The 15,833-nt window shown below is 59.1% G+C and carries 16 protein-coding genes, 1 tRNA gene and 1 pseudogene; 13 read left to right on the forward strand and 5 right to left on the reverse strand.

What is annotated here, in order from left to right; genetic code table 11:
* The first annotated feature begins 44 nt into the window (after window positions 1–44).
* On the forward strand, window positions 45–1,337 hold the full coding sequence (gene serB, locus HMPREF2857_RS06965) for a phosphoserine phosphatase SerB (RefSeq protein WP_048732992.1): 1,293 nt from the start codon (window positions 45–47) through the stop codon (window positions 1,335–1,337).
* The gene (locus tag HMPREF2857_RS06970; protein ID WP_070643299.1) at window positions 1,337–2,140 is read left to right on the forward strand and encodes an aminoacyl-tRNA hydrolase; all 804 of its coding nucleotides are present in this window, start codon (window positions 1,337–1,339) and stop codon (window positions 2,138–2,140) included. The genes serB and HMPREF2857_RS06970 overlap by 1 nt, the downstream gene beginning before the upstream one ends.
* On the opposite strand, the gene HMPREF2857_RS06975 is transcribed toward HMPREF2857_RS06970, so the two are convergent.
* The 3 genes from HMPREF2857_RS06975 to HMPREF2857_RS06985 all read right to left on the reverse strand — a co-directional run bounded on the left by HMPREF2857_RS06975 (window position 2,131) and on the right by HMPREF2857_RS06985 (window position 7,324).
* Window positions 2,131–3,714 carry an AMP-binding protein gene (locus HMPREF2857_RS06975; RefSeq protein ID WP_042388489.1) on the reverse strand — a complete coding sequence of 528 codons (1,584 nt, stop codon included), beginning with the start codon at window positions 3,712–3,714 and terminating at the stop codon, window positions 2,131–2,133. The two genes, HMPREF2857_RS06970 and HMPREF2857_RS06975, sit on opposite strands and share 10 nt — an antisense overlap.
* A 182-nt stretch (window positions 3,715–3,896) precedes the next feature.
* Complete coding sequence (locus HMPREF2857_RS06980) at window positions 3,897–5,885, reverse strand: ATP-dependent DNA helicase (protein WP_187271238.1); 1,989 nt, start codon at window positions 5,883–5,885, stop codon at window positions 3,897–3,899.
* A gap of 128 nt (window positions 5,886–6,013) precedes the next feature.
* Entirely contained in the window at window positions 6,014–7,324 is a 1,311-nt protein-coding gene (locus HMPREF2857_RS06985) for a nicotinate phosphoribosyltransferase (protein ID WP_016422259.1), read from the reverse strand.
* 81 nt (window positions 7,325–7,405) lie between these two features.
* On the opposite strand from HMPREF2857_RS06985, the gene clpS reads away from it, so the two are divergent.
* The 8 genes and pseudogenes from clpS to HMPREF2857_RS07025 form a co-directional block, all read left to right on the forward strand.
* Complete coding sequence (gene clpS / locus HMPREF2857_RS06990) at window positions 7,406–7,699, forward strand: ATP-dependent Clp protease adapter ClpS (protein ID WP_005511165.1); 294 nt, start codon at window positions 7,406–7,408, stop codon at window positions 7,697–7,699.
* A gap of 30 nt (window positions 7,700–7,729) precedes the next feature.
* Entirely contained in the window at window positions 7,730–8,281 is a 552-nt protein-coding gene (locus tag HMPREF2857_RS06995; protein WP_070546264.1) for a DUF2017 domain-containing protein, read from the forward strand.
* Window positions 8,282–8,366: 85 nt separating this feature from the next.
* On the forward strand, window positions 8,367–9,470 hold the full coding sequence (locus HMPREF2857_RS07000; protein ID WP_069359085.1) for a P1 family peptidase: 1,104 nt from the start codon (window positions 8,367–8,369) through the stop codon (window positions 9,468–9,470).
* Between the two features lie 16 nt (window positions 9,471–9,486).
* A complete protein-coding gene (locus HMPREF2857_RS07005) occupies window positions 9,487–10,161 on the forward strand; it encodes a rhomboid family intramembrane serine protease (RefSeq protein ID WP_016422263.1) in 675 nt (224 codons plus the stop codon).
* A 108-nt stretch (window positions 10,162–10,269) separates the two neighbouring features.
* A complete protein-coding gene (murI, locus tag HMPREF2857_RS07010; protein WP_016422264.1) occupies window positions 10,270–11,136 on the forward strand; it encodes a glutamate racemase in 867 nt (288 codons plus the stop codon).
* 73 nt (window positions 11,137–11,209) lie between these two features.
* A complete protein-coding gene (locus tag HMPREF2857_RS07015; protein ID WP_042388494.1) occupies window positions 11,210–11,992 on the forward strand; it encodes an MBL fold metallo-hydrolase in 783 nt (260 codons plus the stop codon).
* A 68-nt stretch (window positions 11,993–12,060) separates the two neighbouring features.
* Window positions 12,061–12,822: a ribonuclease PH gene (gene rph / locus HMPREF2857_RS07020; protein WP_049193334.1), complete on the forward strand. Its 762-nt coding sequence runs from the start codon at window positions 12,061–12,063 to the stop codon at window positions 12,820–12,822.
* Window positions 12,819–13,505, forward strand: a pseudogene (locus tag HMPREF2857_RS07025) (non-canonical purine NTP pyrophosphatase); the annotation flags it as partial. The gene rph and the pseudogene HMPREF2857_RS07025, both read left to right, overlap by 4 nt.
* A gap of 37 nt (window positions 13,506–13,542) precedes the next feature.
* On the opposite strand, the gene HMPREF2857_RS07030 reads toward HMPREF2857_RS07025, so the two are convergent.
* Together HMPREF2857_RS07030 and HMPREF2857_RS07035 are read right to left on the reverse strand one after the other, a co-directional pair.
* A complete protein-coding gene (locus HMPREF2857_RS07030) occupies window positions 13,543–13,896 on the reverse strand; it encodes a DUF3817 domain-containing protein (protein WP_005511118.1) in 354 nt (117 codons plus the stop codon).
* A 33-nt stretch (window positions 13,897–13,929) separates the two neighbouring features.
* Window positions 13,930–14,325, reverse strand: a complete 396-nt coding sequence (locus tag HMPREF2857_RS07035) for a hypothetical protein (RefSeq protein ID WP_005511173.1) — start codon at window positions 14,323–14,325, stop codon at window positions 13,930–13,932.
* A gap of 202 nt (window positions 14,326–14,527) precedes the next feature.
* Here HMPREF2857_RS07035 and HMPREF2857_RS07040 point away from each other — a divergent pair.
* The 3 genes from HMPREF2857_RS07040 to HMPREF2857_RS07050 all read left to right on the forward strand — a co-directional run bounded on the left by HMPREF2857_RS07040 (window position 14,528) and on the right by HMPREF2857_RS07050 (window position 15,565).
* Window positions 14,528–14,609: transfer RNA gene (locus HMPREF2857_RS07040), tRNA-Leu, on the forward strand.
* A gap of 156 nt (window positions 14,610–14,765) precedes the next feature.
* Window positions 14,766–15,185 carry a hypothetical protein gene (locus HMPREF2857_RS07045; protein ID WP_070643306.1) on the forward strand — a complete coding sequence of 140 codons (420 nt, stop codon included), beginning with the start codon at window positions 14,766–14,768 and terminating at the stop codon, window positions 15,183–15,185.
* Window positions 15,186–15,367: 182 nt separating this feature from the next.
* Window positions 15,368–15,565 carry a hypothetical protein gene (locus tag HMPREF2857_RS07050; RefSeq protein WP_038628037.1) on the forward strand — a complete coding sequence of 66 codons (198 nt, stop codon included), beginning with the start codon at window positions 15,368–15,370 and terminating at the stop codon, window positions 15,563–15,565.
* The last annotated feature ends 268 nt before the right edge of the window (window positions 15,566–15,833 follow it).

The following is a 15,833-nucleotide window of genomic DNA, read 5'->3' on the forward strand; positions in this document are numbered from 1 at the left end:
TATGCGATGAGCGCTCTGCCGGGGCTTCATGCGATACTGGATTGGTGAATGAACAGGTAATTACCTCTCCCAGTCAGTCTGTAGATACCGATGCTCTATCGGTTTCGTTGGCACCGGGACTAGCTCCGGTGCTTATTACCGCTGTTGGCCGAGACCGCCCGGGTGTCTCCGCAGCTTTCTTCCGCGTGCTCGCGGCCCACGGAGTTCAAATTTTGGATGTGGAACAGTCGGTGTTCCGCTCTAATCTGAGCCTCGGTGCGCTTGTTGGTGTCACAGAAGAAAAGGTCGGTGTTCTCCGTGAGGGACTCATTGAAACACTGAAGCCTCACGGCATGACTGTCAGTTTCCAGCTGGATGCGCCGATTGAGCGCAGCGATGGCTCCACCCACGCACTTGTCGTGTTGGGCAATCCGGTCAACGCTGAGGATATTTCCCGTATCGGCCGCACTCTTGCTGATTACGGTGCAAACATCGATTCCATTCGCGGTATTGCTGACTACCCAGTCACTGGCCTGGAATTGCTGGTCTCTATTCCGGACCCGAAGCCGGGTGCGGGCATTCCGCTGCGTAAGGCACTGGCCGAGCTTGCACAGGACCAGGACATTGACATCGCAATTGAACGCGCTGGTTTGCAGCGCCGCTCCAAGCGCTTGATTTGTTTCGATGTGGACTCGACCTTGATTACCGGTGAGGTCATTGAGATGCTGGCCGCCCATGCTGGTCGCGAGGCGGAGGTTGCAGCGGTTACAGAGCGCGCTATGCGCGGTGAGCTGGACTTCGCCGAGTCACTGCATGAGCGAGTTAAGGCTCTGGCTGGCCTGCCGGTCAGCGTCCTAGAGGAAGTCACTAACTCCATCGAGCTGACTCCAGGCGCCCGCACCACGATCCGCACGCTGAAGCGCCTCGGTTACAAGTGTGGTGCTGTCTCCGGTGGCTTTATCCAGATCTTGGAGCCGCTGGCAAAGGATCTCGGTCTGGACTTTTACAAGGCGAATACCCTCGAGGTCGAGGACGGAAAGCTGACTGGACGCGTGGTCGGCGATGTCGTCGATAGGCAGGAGAAGGCCCGCAGCCTCAAGACGTTCGCCGCAGAGTCGGGATTTCAGATGCATCAGACCGTTGCGGTCGGCGATGGGGCCAATGACATCGATATGTTGTCGGTCGCAGGCCTTGGTATTGCTTTCAATGCCAAGCCGGCGCTGAAGGAAATCGCTGACACGTCCGTCAACGTTCCATTCATGGACTCGATTCTGTTCATGCTGGGCATTTCCCGCGATGAAATCGACGATGCCGACCGCGAAGATGGCACCTTCCGCCGCGTGCCGTTGGAGCAGTAGTGCAACGCGAGGATCACAAGAATCCAGCTGTCACGGACGCATCATCGGTACCGGAGTGGTTCCGTATCGCCCATAATCTCCTGCCGCAACCCGATAGGGAAGACCACGGCGAGGATGTGCCGTGGGCAATGGCTATTGTGCTTGAGGTTCCGAAGAAGGAATGCCCCTCGCGCACTGCGCTGCTCCGCGCTGCCGCGATGGCTGTTGTTGCTTGTTGTCTGGACGAACGCGCAGGCGATGACACTTCTGCCTATCAACAAGGTCTGGCGTCTTGGTACGGTGCGCGCATCCGCAAGCTCACACGTCGCGCTCGCAATATCGGCTGGCAACGCGCTCAGCTTGCACCGGGTGTCACCGTGGACGTCGACGGCGCGCAAGCTCGCGCACTAGTGCCAACTCCTGTCGACGAAACCTACCCGGAGATTGCCAAACTACAAATTTCCGGCACCGATTTGCCTTACGACGACCCGGAGAACACATCTCCCGGTGTCCCGGACGACCATGAGAGCGCTGACACCTTTGCTCCGCCAGTGATTTGGGTGGACAAAAACCTGAATATGTCCGTAGGAAAGGTGGCCGCGCAAGTTGGACACGGCTCAATGCTCTATGCGGCCAGCCTGTCGGTCGAGGACGCTTGGGCGTGGGCGCAAAGTGGCTACGCGCTGGATGTGAAAGAAGTACCGCGGGAGCAGTGGCCAGCGCCAGAGCTCCGCGCGGTTGAGGTTCAGGATGCCGGGTTTACCGAGATTGCACCCGGTTCAGTCACCGTGGCGGTGACCCCTGGGGCAGTAACTCACGACTGAGCGCGTGCTGCCTCCATGGCCTTGAGATCCTTGCGCAGAATCTTGCCCGTCGCCGACTTCGGGATTTCATCCATGAACTCGACTGCTCGCACCTTCTTGTACGGTGCGACGCGGTCGGCGACGTAGTCCATAATCTCGTCTTCAGTCACCTGCTTGCCCGCCTTGAGGACGACGTAAGCCTTAGGAATCTCCTCACCGTCAGAGCGAACGACACCACTGCAGGCGGCATCGGCAATATCCGGGTGGCTGAGCAGCACGGACTCGAGCTCGGCCGGTGGAACTTGGTAGCCCTTGTACTTAATCAGTTCCTTGAAGCGGTCGACGATGTACACATTCCCGTGTTCGTCGAGTTCCGCAACGTCGCCGGTACGCAGCCAACCGTCGACAAGCGTCTCTGCCGTCGCCTTCGGGTTGTTGAGGTAGCCCTTCATCACCTGTGGACCATGAATCCATAGCTCACCTGCCTCCGAGCGCCCCTCGGCGGGAACCGGGATTTCCTCAAAGCTGTCGGAGTCAAGGTTGACAATCTTGTACTGAGTGTTGGGGACTGCGCGACCGATCGAGTCCAGCGGACTATCGTGGCCGATGCGGATGTGGGCTGCTGGCGAGGACTCGGTCATGCCGAAGCCCTGTGCGACCACGCAGTCAAGGCGCTTTTCCACCTGTTCCGCGAGGTCAAGTTGGAGAGAAGCGGCACCCGAGAAGATTGTCTCCAGGCTGGACAGGTCAAAGGAATCGACAGCTGGGTGCTTGGCCAGGCCCACAGCTACAGGCGGTGCGATGAACGCGAACTTCACCTTGTGCTCGGCGATGATGGACAGGAAATCGACGAGGTCGAACTTGCCCATGGTGTACTGCGTCGTGCGGCGCCACAGGCACAGATTCAGCAGCGCAGTCAGGCCGTAGATGTGGAAAAACGGCAGGATAGTGACAGCCGGGGTGTCCTCGGTCAGCGCGTTGACTGTAGCTCCACCCGCCTGAGCGACGTTGGCCACCAAGTTGCGGTGAGTGAGCTGGACGCCCTTCGGTACACCGGTGGTTCCCGAGGAAAACGGAATCACGGCAACGTCATCGGGTGATACGTCGACGTCCGGGGCTGCGTGCCCCTCGGCAAGCAGCTCGCCCATGCCGTGGAGACCCGTCAGGCCGATAATCATCTCTTCCGGCAGACCAGCAGCCTCAGCGCCGTGGGCGCCAGCCCAACCGATTGAGGAGGTCGTCAGCATCATCTTCGCGTCAGACATCCGGAGTTGGTTTTCAATGTCCTCCGCAGTTGCCAGCGATGCGACCGTCGTGCAGACAGCCCCCGCGCGTAGGACACCGTGAAGAGCGACCGCGAAGGTTGTCGAGTTGGGGCAGTGGAGAGCCACAACGTCGCCCTTCTTAATCCCACGTGCTGCCAGCGCACCCGCAAACTTCTCAATGCTGGCCTTCAGATCACCGAAGGTGACCTCGGAGCCTGAGTCAACGATTGCAAGCTTGTCCTGGTGACGTGGCTCAATTTCTCCGAAGAGGAACTCAAAGAGTGAGGTCTCCGGGATGTCGATGTCGGGGAGGTTGCTGGAAAGGGGCATGCAGGAAATCGCCTTTCTAATCTCGTGCACGGCTGCCAAGTGTCCTGCTTCATTAGCTCGGGCACTGTAGCAGTGCTGTGTTTCACATCACAATAATGTATTGGATAGAAAAGCGTGGGATTTTTTCCAGAAACTATGCCTAATCCAGCGTCACCTCGTGAGCCCAGACAGCCCCCTCTGAATCAGCTTTGGGTCAGCCGCTGCAACGCTCCAGCCGCAATATCCAGGTTGGTCGTCCGCCAGAAGTCAGGCATCGACGCGGCGATCCAGGAACCATAGCGTGCAGTAGCCAACCGTGAATCCAGTACCGCAACAACCCCGCGGTCATCGACTTGGCGTAGCAGACGACCAGAACCCTGCGCCATCAGCAGCGCTGCATGTGTCGCTGAGACCTCCATAAAACCGTTTCGGCCAGCGGCATTAGCCGCATCGGAGCGCGCGGACAAAAGCGGGTCGTCGGGGCGGGGGAACGGGATGCGATCGATGATGACACACGATAGCGATGGGCCAGGAACATCGACGCCTTGCCACAGCGTCAGCGTGCCAAACAAGCATGTCTGCGGATTAGCTGCGAAGCGATCAACCAGAGCACCGATAGAGTCATCGCCTTGGCACAGCACGTCGTAAGGCAGGCGCTTGCGCATTTCCTCCGCCGCTGCCTCGGCGCCTCGGCGAGAAGAAAACAGCCCGAGCGTTCGCCCACCAGCGGCGCGGATGAGGCGCTCCATGATCGCGAACTGCTCTGGTGTGGCGCCGTCGCGTCCAGGTCGTGGCAGGTCGCGTGCGACGTAGAGGATGCCAGATTTCTGCGGGTCAAAGGGCGTGCCGACGTCCAAGCCATCCCACCCACCGGAGGGAAGCCCCCAAGCGGCGGCCATGGCATCGAACTTGCCGCCAAGAGCAAGTGTTGCTGAGGTCAAAACGACGGTGGATTCGCCGAAGAGGCGTTCGCGAAGCAGTGCTGCGATGGACAGGGGAGCGACATAAACTGTCTTGTTCTCGCCAAGCCATACGACATCGTCGCTACTGAACTCTAGAATTCGCACGACTGTGTCGTGCATATTCTCCACGGCAGCGCGGACGGTCTGGCGCTCAGTGTTGTCAGAGTCAGAACCCGAACCACCGGAGCCCGACCCGCCAGAGCTGCCTGAACTAGAGGTGCCTAGCGTGGTCTGTAGTTGCCACAGGCTATCGCGGAGCGAAGCTAGCGCCGCTCCAAGCTCACCGGGAATTTCTTCGAGTGCGCCGCTGTAGGCGTCGGCAAGCAATGCGACGGTCTCGCCGAGTAGATCCGTGGCATCGGTGACATCATCGACCTGCTCTGCGGCGCCGAATTTGCGGGCGCGCCGGGCCATCATGGTGATACCGGCAGGGGAGAGCTCGTCGGTGGCAACAGAGGTGATTCGGCCGTCGAGTTCGTGAGCCTCGTCAATGACAACGCAGTCGTGCTGCGGCAAAATCATGGCATCGGAGAGCGCATCGATGGCCAACAGTGCGTGATTGGTGACCACGATGTCGACATTGGAGGCCTCGCGGCGGGCTTGTTCGGCGAAACACTCCTCGCCGAAAGGGCAGGAAATGGCGCCGACGCATTCGCGGGCCGTGACGGAGACCTGCCGCCAGGCTTCGTTGGAAACGCCCTTGTCCAGGCTGTCGCGGTCGCCGGTGTCGGTGTCATTGGCCCACTCGCGTAGCCGCATGACCTCGGCAGCGGTTCGGCTGAGCTGCGCTTCGCTGAGGAGGGCAGTGGGGCCAACGGCGTCACCTGAGCTGGCCTGCTCGGATTCATCACCGTCCATGACGGGATCTTTGATGACATTTCCGACCTTGGACTTGCACAGGTAGTTCGAGCGGCCCTTGAGGATTGCGAAGGTTGGCGTGCGGGACAAGTGTGGCTCTAGCGAACTGACTAGCCGCGGCAAGTCGCGTTCGACCAGCTGGCGTTGCAGCGCAATGGTCGCCGTGGAAACGATTACAGACTCGTCGGACTCCATTGCTTGCACAATGGCAGGCACCAGGTAGGCCAGCGACTTACCCGTACCGGTGCCTGCCTGTACCGCTAGGTGCCGCTCGCGCGCAAAGGCGGAGGCCACCGACCGGGACATTTTGACCTGATTCGGTCGAGTCGTTCCGCCGAGTCCCTTCACTGCCGCATCGAGAAGAGCTTCGATGCTATCCGCGTTATGGACGCTGGCTCTCGGTGAAGCTAGCTCGTCAACATCGTCAAAGTCCTCAAAGTCGTCCGATAGCTCAGCAAAATCTGCGTGCTCGGTACTGTCCGACACAGTTCCCCCGCCGCCTAAACGCCGTGAAAACGGACGGACAGTACCGGCTCGTCACGGGAAAGTGCAAGTCCCTCCCACGGGAGGCTGACCAGCGCTTTAACCAAGTGATCGCGGGACTCCTCCAAGGTCGGTAGACCATCGACGACCTCGCCATCGCGCATCATCGGAATGGTCAGGTCACGGTAGTGCAGGTTGCCCACATCCGGGATTTCTGAGCCGAGCGGGAATGCGATTTCCTCCACGGCGGTACCGGAACGACGGCAGGTACGAATCGCCGCTTTCACGCCACCGTGGCTTCGCTTGTCCAACGAGCGCTTGGCGACGGGCACCCCATCAACTTCGACCATCTTGTAGACCAGGCCCGCAGTCGGCGCGCCGGAGCCAGTGACTACAGAGGTGCCCACGCCGTAGACATCGACCGGCTCTGCCCTCAGCGCCGCAATGGCGAACTCGTCGAGGTCAGAGGACACTACGATGTTGGTGTTGTGTGCACCCAGCGAGTCCAGCTGCTGACGCACCTGGCGAGCGAGAACTCCGAGGTCGCCGGAGTCAATACGTACACCGCCGAGTTCCGGACCCGCGACCTCAATAGCCGTATTGACGCCCTCGGTGATGTCGTAGGTATCCACCAACAAAGTGGTGTCGGTTCCCAGTGTGTCAATCTGAGCCTTGAAGGCCGCAGCCTCGTTCGTCGTGCCATCTGGGTTGGTGTGCAACAGAGTCCACGCGTGCGCAGCGGTACCGGAAGCTGGGATGTTGTACCGTGCCGCTGCCTCCAAGTTGGAGGTGGCGCTAAAACCTGCCAGGTAGGCGGCACGGGCAGCAGTCACAGCTGCTTCTTCATGAGTGCGACGCGAACCCATTTCAATAATCGGGCGCCCACCGGCAGCCGTGACCATTCGGGTTGCTGCCGAGGCGATGGCGGAGTCCGCATTGAGAATGGAGAGAATAACAGTCTCCAAAATGACGCACTCGGCGAAGGTGCCTCGCACCGTCAAAATGGGCGAGGCGGGGAAGTAGAGCTCTCCCTCGCGGTAGCCGTCGACTTGGCCACTGAAGGAATAGTTACGCAGGTAATCCAGCGTCCTGTCATCGAGGAAGTCCAGCGAAGCCAGCTGTTCCTCGGTGAAGCGGAAGTTGCGGATAGCATCCAACACACGCGCTGTACCAGCGACAACGCCATAGCGACGCTCATTCGGCAGGCGACGGCCAAACACCTCGAAGGCGACCTGGCGCTCGCCGGATCCGTCGGCAAGCGATGCCTGCAGCATCGTCAGCTCGTACTTATCGGTGAGAAGGGCGGTGGAGGAATGCTTATCAATCACGGTCAATAGTCTAGTCGGCTGAAGCGGGCCGGGGCAGTCGGTTCCGGCGAGCGCGCGCCACTCCGTACTATCCTGGTGCCTATGAGCATGCCAGCAGCAACACCGATGCCCACTATGGATGCCGATGTCGTGACGGAATCGAACCGACCCTGGCAGTGCATTGTGTGGGATGACCAGGTTAATTCGATGAGTTATGTCACCTACGTGTTTCAGATGCTCTTCGGCATGGACCGAAAGAAGGCGCACGCGCTAATGATGACGGTTCACACGGAGGGCAAGGCAATCGTGTCTTCCGGTGAGCGTGACAAGGTGGAGGCCGATGTGAAGAAGCTCCACAAGGCAGGCTTGTGGGCAACAATGGAGCAGGCTGACTAAGCCGATATTCGACAGCGGGAGAGAATTTACATGCGTCCTTGGAAGCGCAAGCGATCCCTTCTCGGCGGTGGCGTCAAGTACGTCACGGCTTTTGAAGGCACGGAGCGGGATTTGCTGCTGAATCTGGCTGCTACTGTGGCGGACTCGCTGATGGAGCGAGCCCGGTCGGCGCCGAAGGATGAGCTCGCGGAAATGACGGGAATGCCTGTCGGACACTCCGAAGCCCCATCCGATCCGAAGCTTGCGCGACTGTTGCCGGACTTCACCAAGCCGGGTGAGGAGAGCGTGGAGGGGGAAAACGCTTTCATGCGCCAGCTGCATGAATCGGAGATTGTAGAGAGCAAGCTCCATTCCCTGCGTGCGATTATCGATGCCCTGGAGCCCGCCGAGTCGGGGCAGGTATCCATTTCGGAAAGTGATGCCCATGCCTGGGTAGCGGGTATCAATGACTTACGTATTTACCTGCATGTTTCCATGGAGAACCTCAATGGCTCCATCGAACAGATTGAGCAGACCGACGCGATGTACCAGTGGCTGTCCTACAACCAAGAGTCACTGTTGGACCAGCTCATGGGTGAGTAGCGAATCCGAGCAAAACCCCGAAAAGATGCAGTAATCAACTGAGGTTAGCTGCCATGAACTGTGGTGAAAGGTGCCGTGGTCGACAATGAATTCTGAGATCTTCGCAATCAGCCCCACCGACATTCGACACCAAGCCAGCAGTGCTGCGCTGGGCACGAGTATCGACATCGGCGCAGGCTGTCTCGACTCCATCGACGGCATCTCCATCGGCCATGCTGCTGAGGGGGATACCGGAGTCACCGTCATCGCCGCTCCAGGCGGCGCTGTCGGCGCTGTCGATGTCCGCGGCGGCGGTCCGGGCACCCGCGAGACCGACCTGCTCGCACCGGAGAATACCGTCGAACGCGTCCACGCTGTCGTTTTGGCTGGCGGCTCCGCGTACGGCCTCGCAGCTGCCGACGGAGCTATGCGCGAACTGCGCGACCGCGGCATTGGCTTTGAGGTCACCCCAACTCGTCCGGATATCCTCGTGCCCATCGTTCCCGGTGCTGTCATCTTCGACTTGCTGTTGGGGGAGCCGACGCTGCCCACCGCTGCACTCGGGCGCGAGGCGTTGTCTCACGCGCTTGACGACGTCCCGGAGGACACTCCCTCCGGGACAGTAGGTGCCGGTGTCGGCGCTATGGCCGGGGCAATCAAGGGTGGTTTTGGACAAGCCCGTGTGACCTCCGCCGATGGTAAGTACTTTGTGGCTGCCGCAATGGTTGTCAACTCCTTTGGTGCGGTCATTGACCCGGAGGGACACCTTTACGGAATGCCCGCGGCTGCCGGTGCCAGCAAGGAGGCATTGGCGCAGCTGGACCAGGTTTTCGTCGGTAGGACCAAGATTCTCGCCGATGCGGCTGGACACGGGGAATCGTCGGCAAGCACGCGAAACACAACGATTGGCACGTTGATAACCAATGCGCCGGTGACAACTGCGCAGTTGAAGCGGTTGGCGATGTGCGGTCATGACGGGTTGGCGCGAGCGATTCGGCCGGCTCATGCGCCGATGGACGGTGACACGCTGTTTGCCCTCAGCTCGGCCGAGGCGGCGGATAGCGGAAACGCTGAACCCGTGGGCTCGGATGTGGTGGCCCTGTTGGCTGCGATGGCGGCCGATGCGGTGCAGATGGCTATTGTCGATGCCGTGATGAGTGCAACGGGACGCGCGGAAGTAGCCGCGCTGTCAGAGATGCTGGACAAGTAGTGAAGGAAGTTCGCCAATGAATCCGCAATGGAGCTCGGGACAACAGCAGAATTACCAGAACTATGCGCAGTACCCGATGGGCGGTCCCGTGCAGACGCGGCGGAATAATCAGATTGTTCCACAGGATCGCGACGGCGGGCTCGGGGCGGCCATCAGTACGGCTATTGGGTACCTGGCACTTATCTGGACGGTCTTTCTTGTCAACGAATTCATCTTTGGTGGGGCGCTGAACAACTTCGGTGTGCGCCCACGCGAAACCTCGACGCTGTGGGGAATTTTGACCGCACCGCTGCTGCACGCAGATTACGGGCACATTGTGGCGAACTCTCTGCCCGGGGCGTTGTTCGCCGGTTTGATTGCAATGTCGTCGAAGCGGCTATTTTGGCAGGTCACACTCTTGATTACGGTCGTTGGCGGCGGTCTGACCTGGCTGGTCGGCGGTGTAAATACCGTCCACATCGGTGCGTCCGGCCTGATTTACGGCTGGCTGGCGTTTTTGGTCGTACGCGGTTTCGTGAATCGTCGGGTGATGCAGATTATTTTGGGCGTGATTCTGGCATCGATGTATTCGGGTCTTATCTGGGGAGTGCTGCCAACACAGATGGCTGTTAGTTGGCAGATGCACCTCTTCGGTGGGCTTGCGGGCATCTGGGCTGCGGTGATGTTTAAGCGCGGTCGTGCACGTGGCTAAGAGTGCACGTCGCTAAGAGCCCGAGGTACGTGGCATCAGCTCCTGACGAAATCGGCCTAGAATAGGAGCTTCGGTGTTTGACCAACGATATGAGGAGTCCAGATAGCGGTGGGAGCAGGAGCAGAAACTCAGGCAGTCAATCAGCTGACAGCGCAGGATAGCGGCTTCCCCGACCGAACAGCGCCGATTGGCATCTTTGACTCCGGCGTCGGTGGGCTGACAGTGGCACGTGCCATCATGGATCAGCTGCCGCACGAGTCGATTATGTACATCGGCGATACTGCCAACGGCCCTTACGGGCCGCTGCGCATCGCCGAGGTTCGTCAGCACGCTGAAGCGATTGCCGATGAACTGGTTGCACGCGGCTGCAAGATGATTGTCATTGCCTGCAACACGGCTTCGGCCGCATTTTTGCGTGATGCCCGCGAGCGCTACCCAGTCCCAGTAGTCGAGGTCATTCTGCCCGCTGTGCGCCGTGCGGTCTCGACCACCAGGAACGGAAAAGTCGGCGTAATCGGTACCGCCGCCACAATTCGCTCTCGTGCCTACCAAGATCTCTTTGATGCAGTGCCCGGCGTGGATGTCTCCGCGGTCGACTGCCCGCGATTCGTGGACTTTGTCGAGCGAGGAATTACCTCCGGTCGCCAGATTCTGGGACTTGCAGAGGGCTACCTCGCGCCATTGCAGGCCGATGGTGTGGACACCCTCGTGCTGGGCTGCACCCACTATCCGCTGCTGTCTGGTGTGATTCAGCTGGCTATGGGGGAGGACGTCGCCCTAGTGTCGTCGGCGGAGGAGACGTCGAAGGATGTTCTGCGCATCCTCACAAAGACCGACATGCTCGCTGACCCGGAGAGTAATCCGAACCCTGTGCGCACATTCGAATCCACTGGAGATCCGCAAGTTTTTGCATCCCTGGCAAAGCGCTTCCTTGGGCCGGGTATTAGCCAGGTCACTATGCATTCCCAAATGTGACCTTTCTTATTAAATCCAGACACTCCATTGGTTTTTTGCTCGTTTTTGATCAATTACATGGCAAGCTTGAAGTATGCGATTGAAGGTTCTGGGATGTACAGGCAGCATGGGTGGCCCATCGGCGCCAGCATCTGGCTACCTCATTGAGCTGGATAACGGTCGAACCTTTGTCATTGATTTGGGTCCCGGTGTCCTCGCCGAATTGCAGAAGATCTCTGATCCTGCAGCTTGTGATTTGTTACTAACTCATGTGCACCCAGACCACACTGCAGACATTCCAGGGCTGCTCGTCTGGCGTCGCTTCCACCCGACAGCCCCGGCGAGTTCCCGGAATCTCCTGGTTGGCCCCGGAGACATTCACGACCGGATAGGCACCATGTGCAAAGCACTGGGAAGTGAAGAAGATGCCAACCTGGAAGACACTTTTGATCAGGTTGTGAGTAACCCCGGTGAGCCACTGTTAGTCGGTGGGGGCGAAGCGGACGGAGGCGCCGTCGTCACGCCGTATAACATGGTCCACCCGGTGCCAGCTGTTGGATATCGCATTGAAGCAGATGGTCTGACCATTGCGTACACCGGAGATACTGCGTGGACCGATGAATTGGTGGAGCTGGCGCGGGATGCGGATATCTTCATCTGCGAAGCCACATGGTGCAGCAACGAAGAGGGCACCCCACCGGACATGCACCTGACAGGCTTTGAGGCCGGAAAGGCAGCGACGCTGGCGGGGGTTAAGAAGCTGGTGCTGACTCACATTCCGCCATACGCCGACGGTGAAGAAGCACTACGTGCTGCGAAGAGCACCTTTGCCGGTGACGTTGAATTGGCCTACCTGGGCATGGAGCTAGGCGGCTAGTCACAGCGACTATCGGGTTTCCGTACAGCTGTCGCACCGCTTCCGCGCCGGGCGGTAGGGTAGTTGGCATGACTACAGCTAATTCCGATTTTCGCCGTGCCGATGGACGCGCGGTTGATGAAATGCGCAAGGTGACCATCACTCGCGGCTTCACCGACAATCCGGCCGGTTCTGTGCTGGTTACTTTCGGTAATACGCGTGTAATGTGCACCGCTTCCGTCGAACAGTCGGTGCCACGATTCAAGCGTGACTCCGGCGAGGGCTGGTTGACCGCTGAGTACTCCATGCTGCCGGCCTCTACCCACGAGCGCATGCCCCGCGAGTCAATGCGCGGCAAGGTCAAGGGTCGCACTCACGAGATTTCCCGTCTGATCGGTCGCTCCTTGCGAGCTGCTATCGACTTGAAGGAACTCGGTGAGAACACCATCAACATCGACTGTGATGTTCTGCAGGCGGATGGTGGTACCCGAACCGCTTCCATCACCGGTGCGTACGTCGCGCTGGCTGATGCCCTGACCTACCTGCATGCAGCGGGTGCAGTTCCGGGCACCCCGCTGAAGGCACCAGTCGCAGCTGTTTCGGTTGGCATTATTGATGGCCGTGTCTGCCTGGATCTGCCTTACGAGGAGGACTCTCGCGCTGAGGTCGACCTCAACGTGGTGATGACCGCAGAGGGTAAGTTCGTCGAAATCCAGGGCACTGGCGAGGAAGGCACCTTTGACCGAGGTCAGCTGAATGACATGCTCGACTCGGCGGAAAAGGGTCTGCGTGAGCTCGTTGCCCTGCAGCAGGAAGTTCTGCGTGCGCCGTACCCGGGTGAGCTGCCGTGAAGCTCCTCGTCGCTACCCGAAATTCTAAAAAACTAGTCGAGCTCGACCGCATCCTGCGTGCGGCGGGTATTGATTCGGTGGAACTTCTTTCGCTTAGCGACGTCCCGGAGTACCCAGAGCGTCCTGAAACCGGTCGCACTTTTGCGGACAATGCCTATATCAAGGCTTTCGATGGCGCGACGCATACCGGCTACGCGTGCTTGGCTGACGATTCGGGGCTCAGCGTCGATGAGCTAAACGGCATGCCGGGTGTGCTCTCGGCGCGCTGGTCCGGCACTCACGGCGACGATGTCGCTAACTACGAGCTGCTGCTCGCTCAAATGGGTGACTGCCCAGATGAGCGTCGTACGGCGTCCTTCCGTACCGCCTGCGCGTTGGTCGTCCCTGGTGTCAAGGAGGTGCCGTCCGCGCTTGCCGACGGCGGTTTCCCAGCCGTCCTCGATGAAGCCGGTAACCTGCTGCTGGTTGTGGAGGGCCGCTGGCCTGGCTCCATTCTGCGCGAGCCTGTTGGGGACAATGGGTTCGGCTACGATCCGGTGTTCGCGCCCGCAGTTGGTGAGGGCAATGAAGCTGAAGGGGCCTTGTCTGCGGCACAAATGAGCGCCGAAGACAAGGACGCTTTTAGCCACAGGGGGCGTGCACTGCGTGCCTTGACTCCGGCGCTGAAAATTCTGGCTGAGGTTGAGCCCTCGGGCGAACCCTCGGGCTGCCGAGAGCCCGCTACTTCAGCTGGAAAGCGGTCTCGACTTCCTCACGGCGCTTCTTCTCGACAAAGAAGGAGAGGAACGGGACCACGCCACCGAGCGCGGTGATAATCCACTTTGCCGGTTCCCAGCGGGCCTTGGTGCCCAGGTTTACGGTGGCAATGAGGAATGCCATGTAGCCGAAGCCGTGAATCTGGGCGGTGTAGAAGAACCACCGCGGCGCGTCGGCGGAGTTGTCGAGGATGAGGTACTTGTAAATCATCTCGGCACACAGCAAGAGCAGCATCACACCCGTGAAGTAGGCGGTGACGGAGAAGTACGTCAGTGCCTTCCTTACGCGCTCTTGACGATCTGGATTGATGTTGGTCACTAAAAGTCCTTTTCTCGAATAAGCAGTTATCGCCTAGGCGTTGGTGCCAGAGTCCGTCGATTGTGTCTCATCCACACGCTGCACCTTTCGCGAGCCATCTGGGTTGGTCGGCAGGAACTCGTCTGGAATTTCCGTCATGACATCGTCTTTAGTCTCAAAAGCGGCCTCGCTATTGCCGCTCAGGCGTTCGCGTTCGTACTCCATGTACTTGCGGTAGGCCCAAATAAAGAACAGGCCGAAAGCAGGCCACTGCAGTGCGTAGCCAAGGTTTTGGAATGAGCTGGTTGTGTTCCACCTGCTGAGCTGCCAGTAGGCGAGTGCAAGAGTGGCCCCGACTGCAAGAGCCAAGAAGATTAGTTGCACCACGCGGGTACGAGTGGGAATCTTCGCTGGCTTGTCAGTGGTATTGGAATGCTGTGAAGTGGACACATAACCACCATAGCTAGTCCGTGACCTGCCAAGCTAGCGCGCTCGCTGGTTAAGGCAGGGGATGGGGCATTAGGAAATCTGCGGCAAACCCGTTAAAGTGTGTACAGTCCAAATGAGCTGTGAAAGTTCGTTGCGCCTGTAGGTGGCTAATAAGTAGTCCATGCTTACGGGGATGTACGGAACTATTACGGATTCACGACGGGCGCCTGTGGCGGAATTGGCAGACGCGCTGGATTTAGGTTCCAGTGCCTTAGGGCGTGGGAGTTCAAGTCTCCCCAGGCGCACATATATATACCTCGTGACTATGCAGGTCACGGGGTATTTTCGTACTCCACCCCGCCAGATTTTCCGCCCTCATTACGCCGCGTGCTCAGAATCCGGCCCATTTCCCGCCCGAAGCTACTCCAAGGTCGCCAATCGCCCGTGCGGGGTGTAGAACCATGGCTATGAAAGTTGTTGTCTGCGTCGTTTATCCCCGCTACCCGGATAACACTGAACCTCTCGGCGGGTTCGTCGAGTCTGAAGAAACTGCCCTCGCGATTGACAACTGGTGGCGTGCGCAACCCGGCGACATGAGAGGTACATGGGAAGATTTCGAAGTCGAGGTCAATAGCCGTGACCAACTTCTCTACGGGGTGTTTAGCGGCACGCCTGCCCACAAGATTGACGAGCCAGGTTTCTGGGACCCTATCTGTCATGGGGTGTACACCGACCGTAAGGTGGCTGAACATGCGGCTAAACCGGAGACAATGTGGGAGGCCAACAACTGTCCTCCGAAGTTTGTGCTTCCGTTCCGCCTGGGGTGGAAGTTTGACCGGTATTTCCCCGATGGAAAGCCCTGGCCGCCAGACCAGTTGTAGACCTGCGACAGTCCCACCTCTCTTAGTGGGAGCGCAAGACGGGGCGGTCGCACAGCGCGTGTGAGTGCCATTCTGGGAAACCTCTGTCTGCTCATTCCACTGCGTAAGGCAATCGAACCTGTCGATACAATGACGCTGATCGCATCGTATCTTGAATCGTAAGGTGGAAGCAGGGAGGCAACATGAGCATCTCGATGCATCTGGATGAGTACATGGCGCGTCGTGGCATAGTTCCCGACGACACTGTGGTCAACGATGATCCCTGCGCAATCTTCGACGGCAAAGTCGAGCGCGACGGTAGGTCGCAGCAGGACCTTGAAGAGTCAGAGCGGCGCTTAGAAGAAGCGGAGTCCGCAATTTTGGATGCACTAGGCGATTAATCGAGGAAAGATTGAGCGTTCTCGGCGCCCATTGACACGCATTCCGGGTGTGATGTTCATCACCGATTAGACATAAATTGGCGCAGTCTTCCGGGTTTTATTTTCCACCGCCGGCGCTGTCAGGGTGGTGAAGCGCAAGCAACTTCTCGACAGGGGAACACTGTTTCCTACCTGCGAAGTTCTTGCGCTTTCGACGCGTTGTGCTCGCTGATTTCGCAGCCGTGTTCAGCCTCTCGTTTTGGGGCTGCAAATTATCTTCGCGTTGATG

This window comes from Corynebacterium sp. HMSC076C10 (genome assembly GCF_001812455.1).
Taxonomy (GTDB): Bacteria; Actinomycetota; Actinomycetes; order Mycobacteriales; family Mycobacteriaceae; genus Corynebacterium; species Corynebacterium jeikeium_D.

Bases quoted from the DNA above. Each gene is read 5' to 3' on its own strand.
- HMPREF2857_RS06975 (WP_042388489.1), bottom strand. From the start codon at position 3,714: ATGCCCCTTTCCAGCAACCTCCCCGACATCGACATCCCGGAGACCTCA.
- clpS (WP_005511165.1), top strand. From the start codon at position 7,406: ATGAGCATGCCAGCAGCAACACCGATGCCCACTATGGATGCCGATGTC.
- HMPREF2857_RS06995 (WP_070546264.1), top strand. From the start codon at position 7,730: ATGCGTCCTTGGAAGCGCAAGCGATCCCTTCTCGGCGGTGGCGTCAAG.
- HMPREF2857_RS07000 (WP_069359085.1), top strand. From the start codon at position 8,367: ATGAATTCTGAGATCTTCGCAATCAGCCCCACCGACATTCGACACCAA.
- HMPREF2857_RS07005 (WP_016422263.1), top strand. From the start codon at position 9,487: ATGAATCCGCAATGGAGCTCGGGACAACAGCAGAATTACCAGAACTAT.
- HMPREF2857_RS07015 (WP_042388494.1), top strand. From the start codon at position 11,210: ATGCGATTGAAGGTTCTGGGATGTACAGGCAGCATGGGTGGCCCATCG.
- rph (WP_049193334.1), top strand. From the start codon at position 12,061: ATGACTACAGCTAATTCCGATTTTCGCCGTGCCGATGGACGCGCGGTT.
- HMPREF2857_RS07045 (WP_070643306.1), top strand. From the start codon at position 14,766: ATGGCTATGAAAGTTGTTGTCTGCGTCGTTTATCCCCGCTACCCGGAT.
- HMPREF2857_RS07050 (WP_038628037.1), top strand. From the start codon at position 15,368: ATGAGCATCTCGATGCATCTGGATGAGTACATGGCGCGTCGTGGCATA.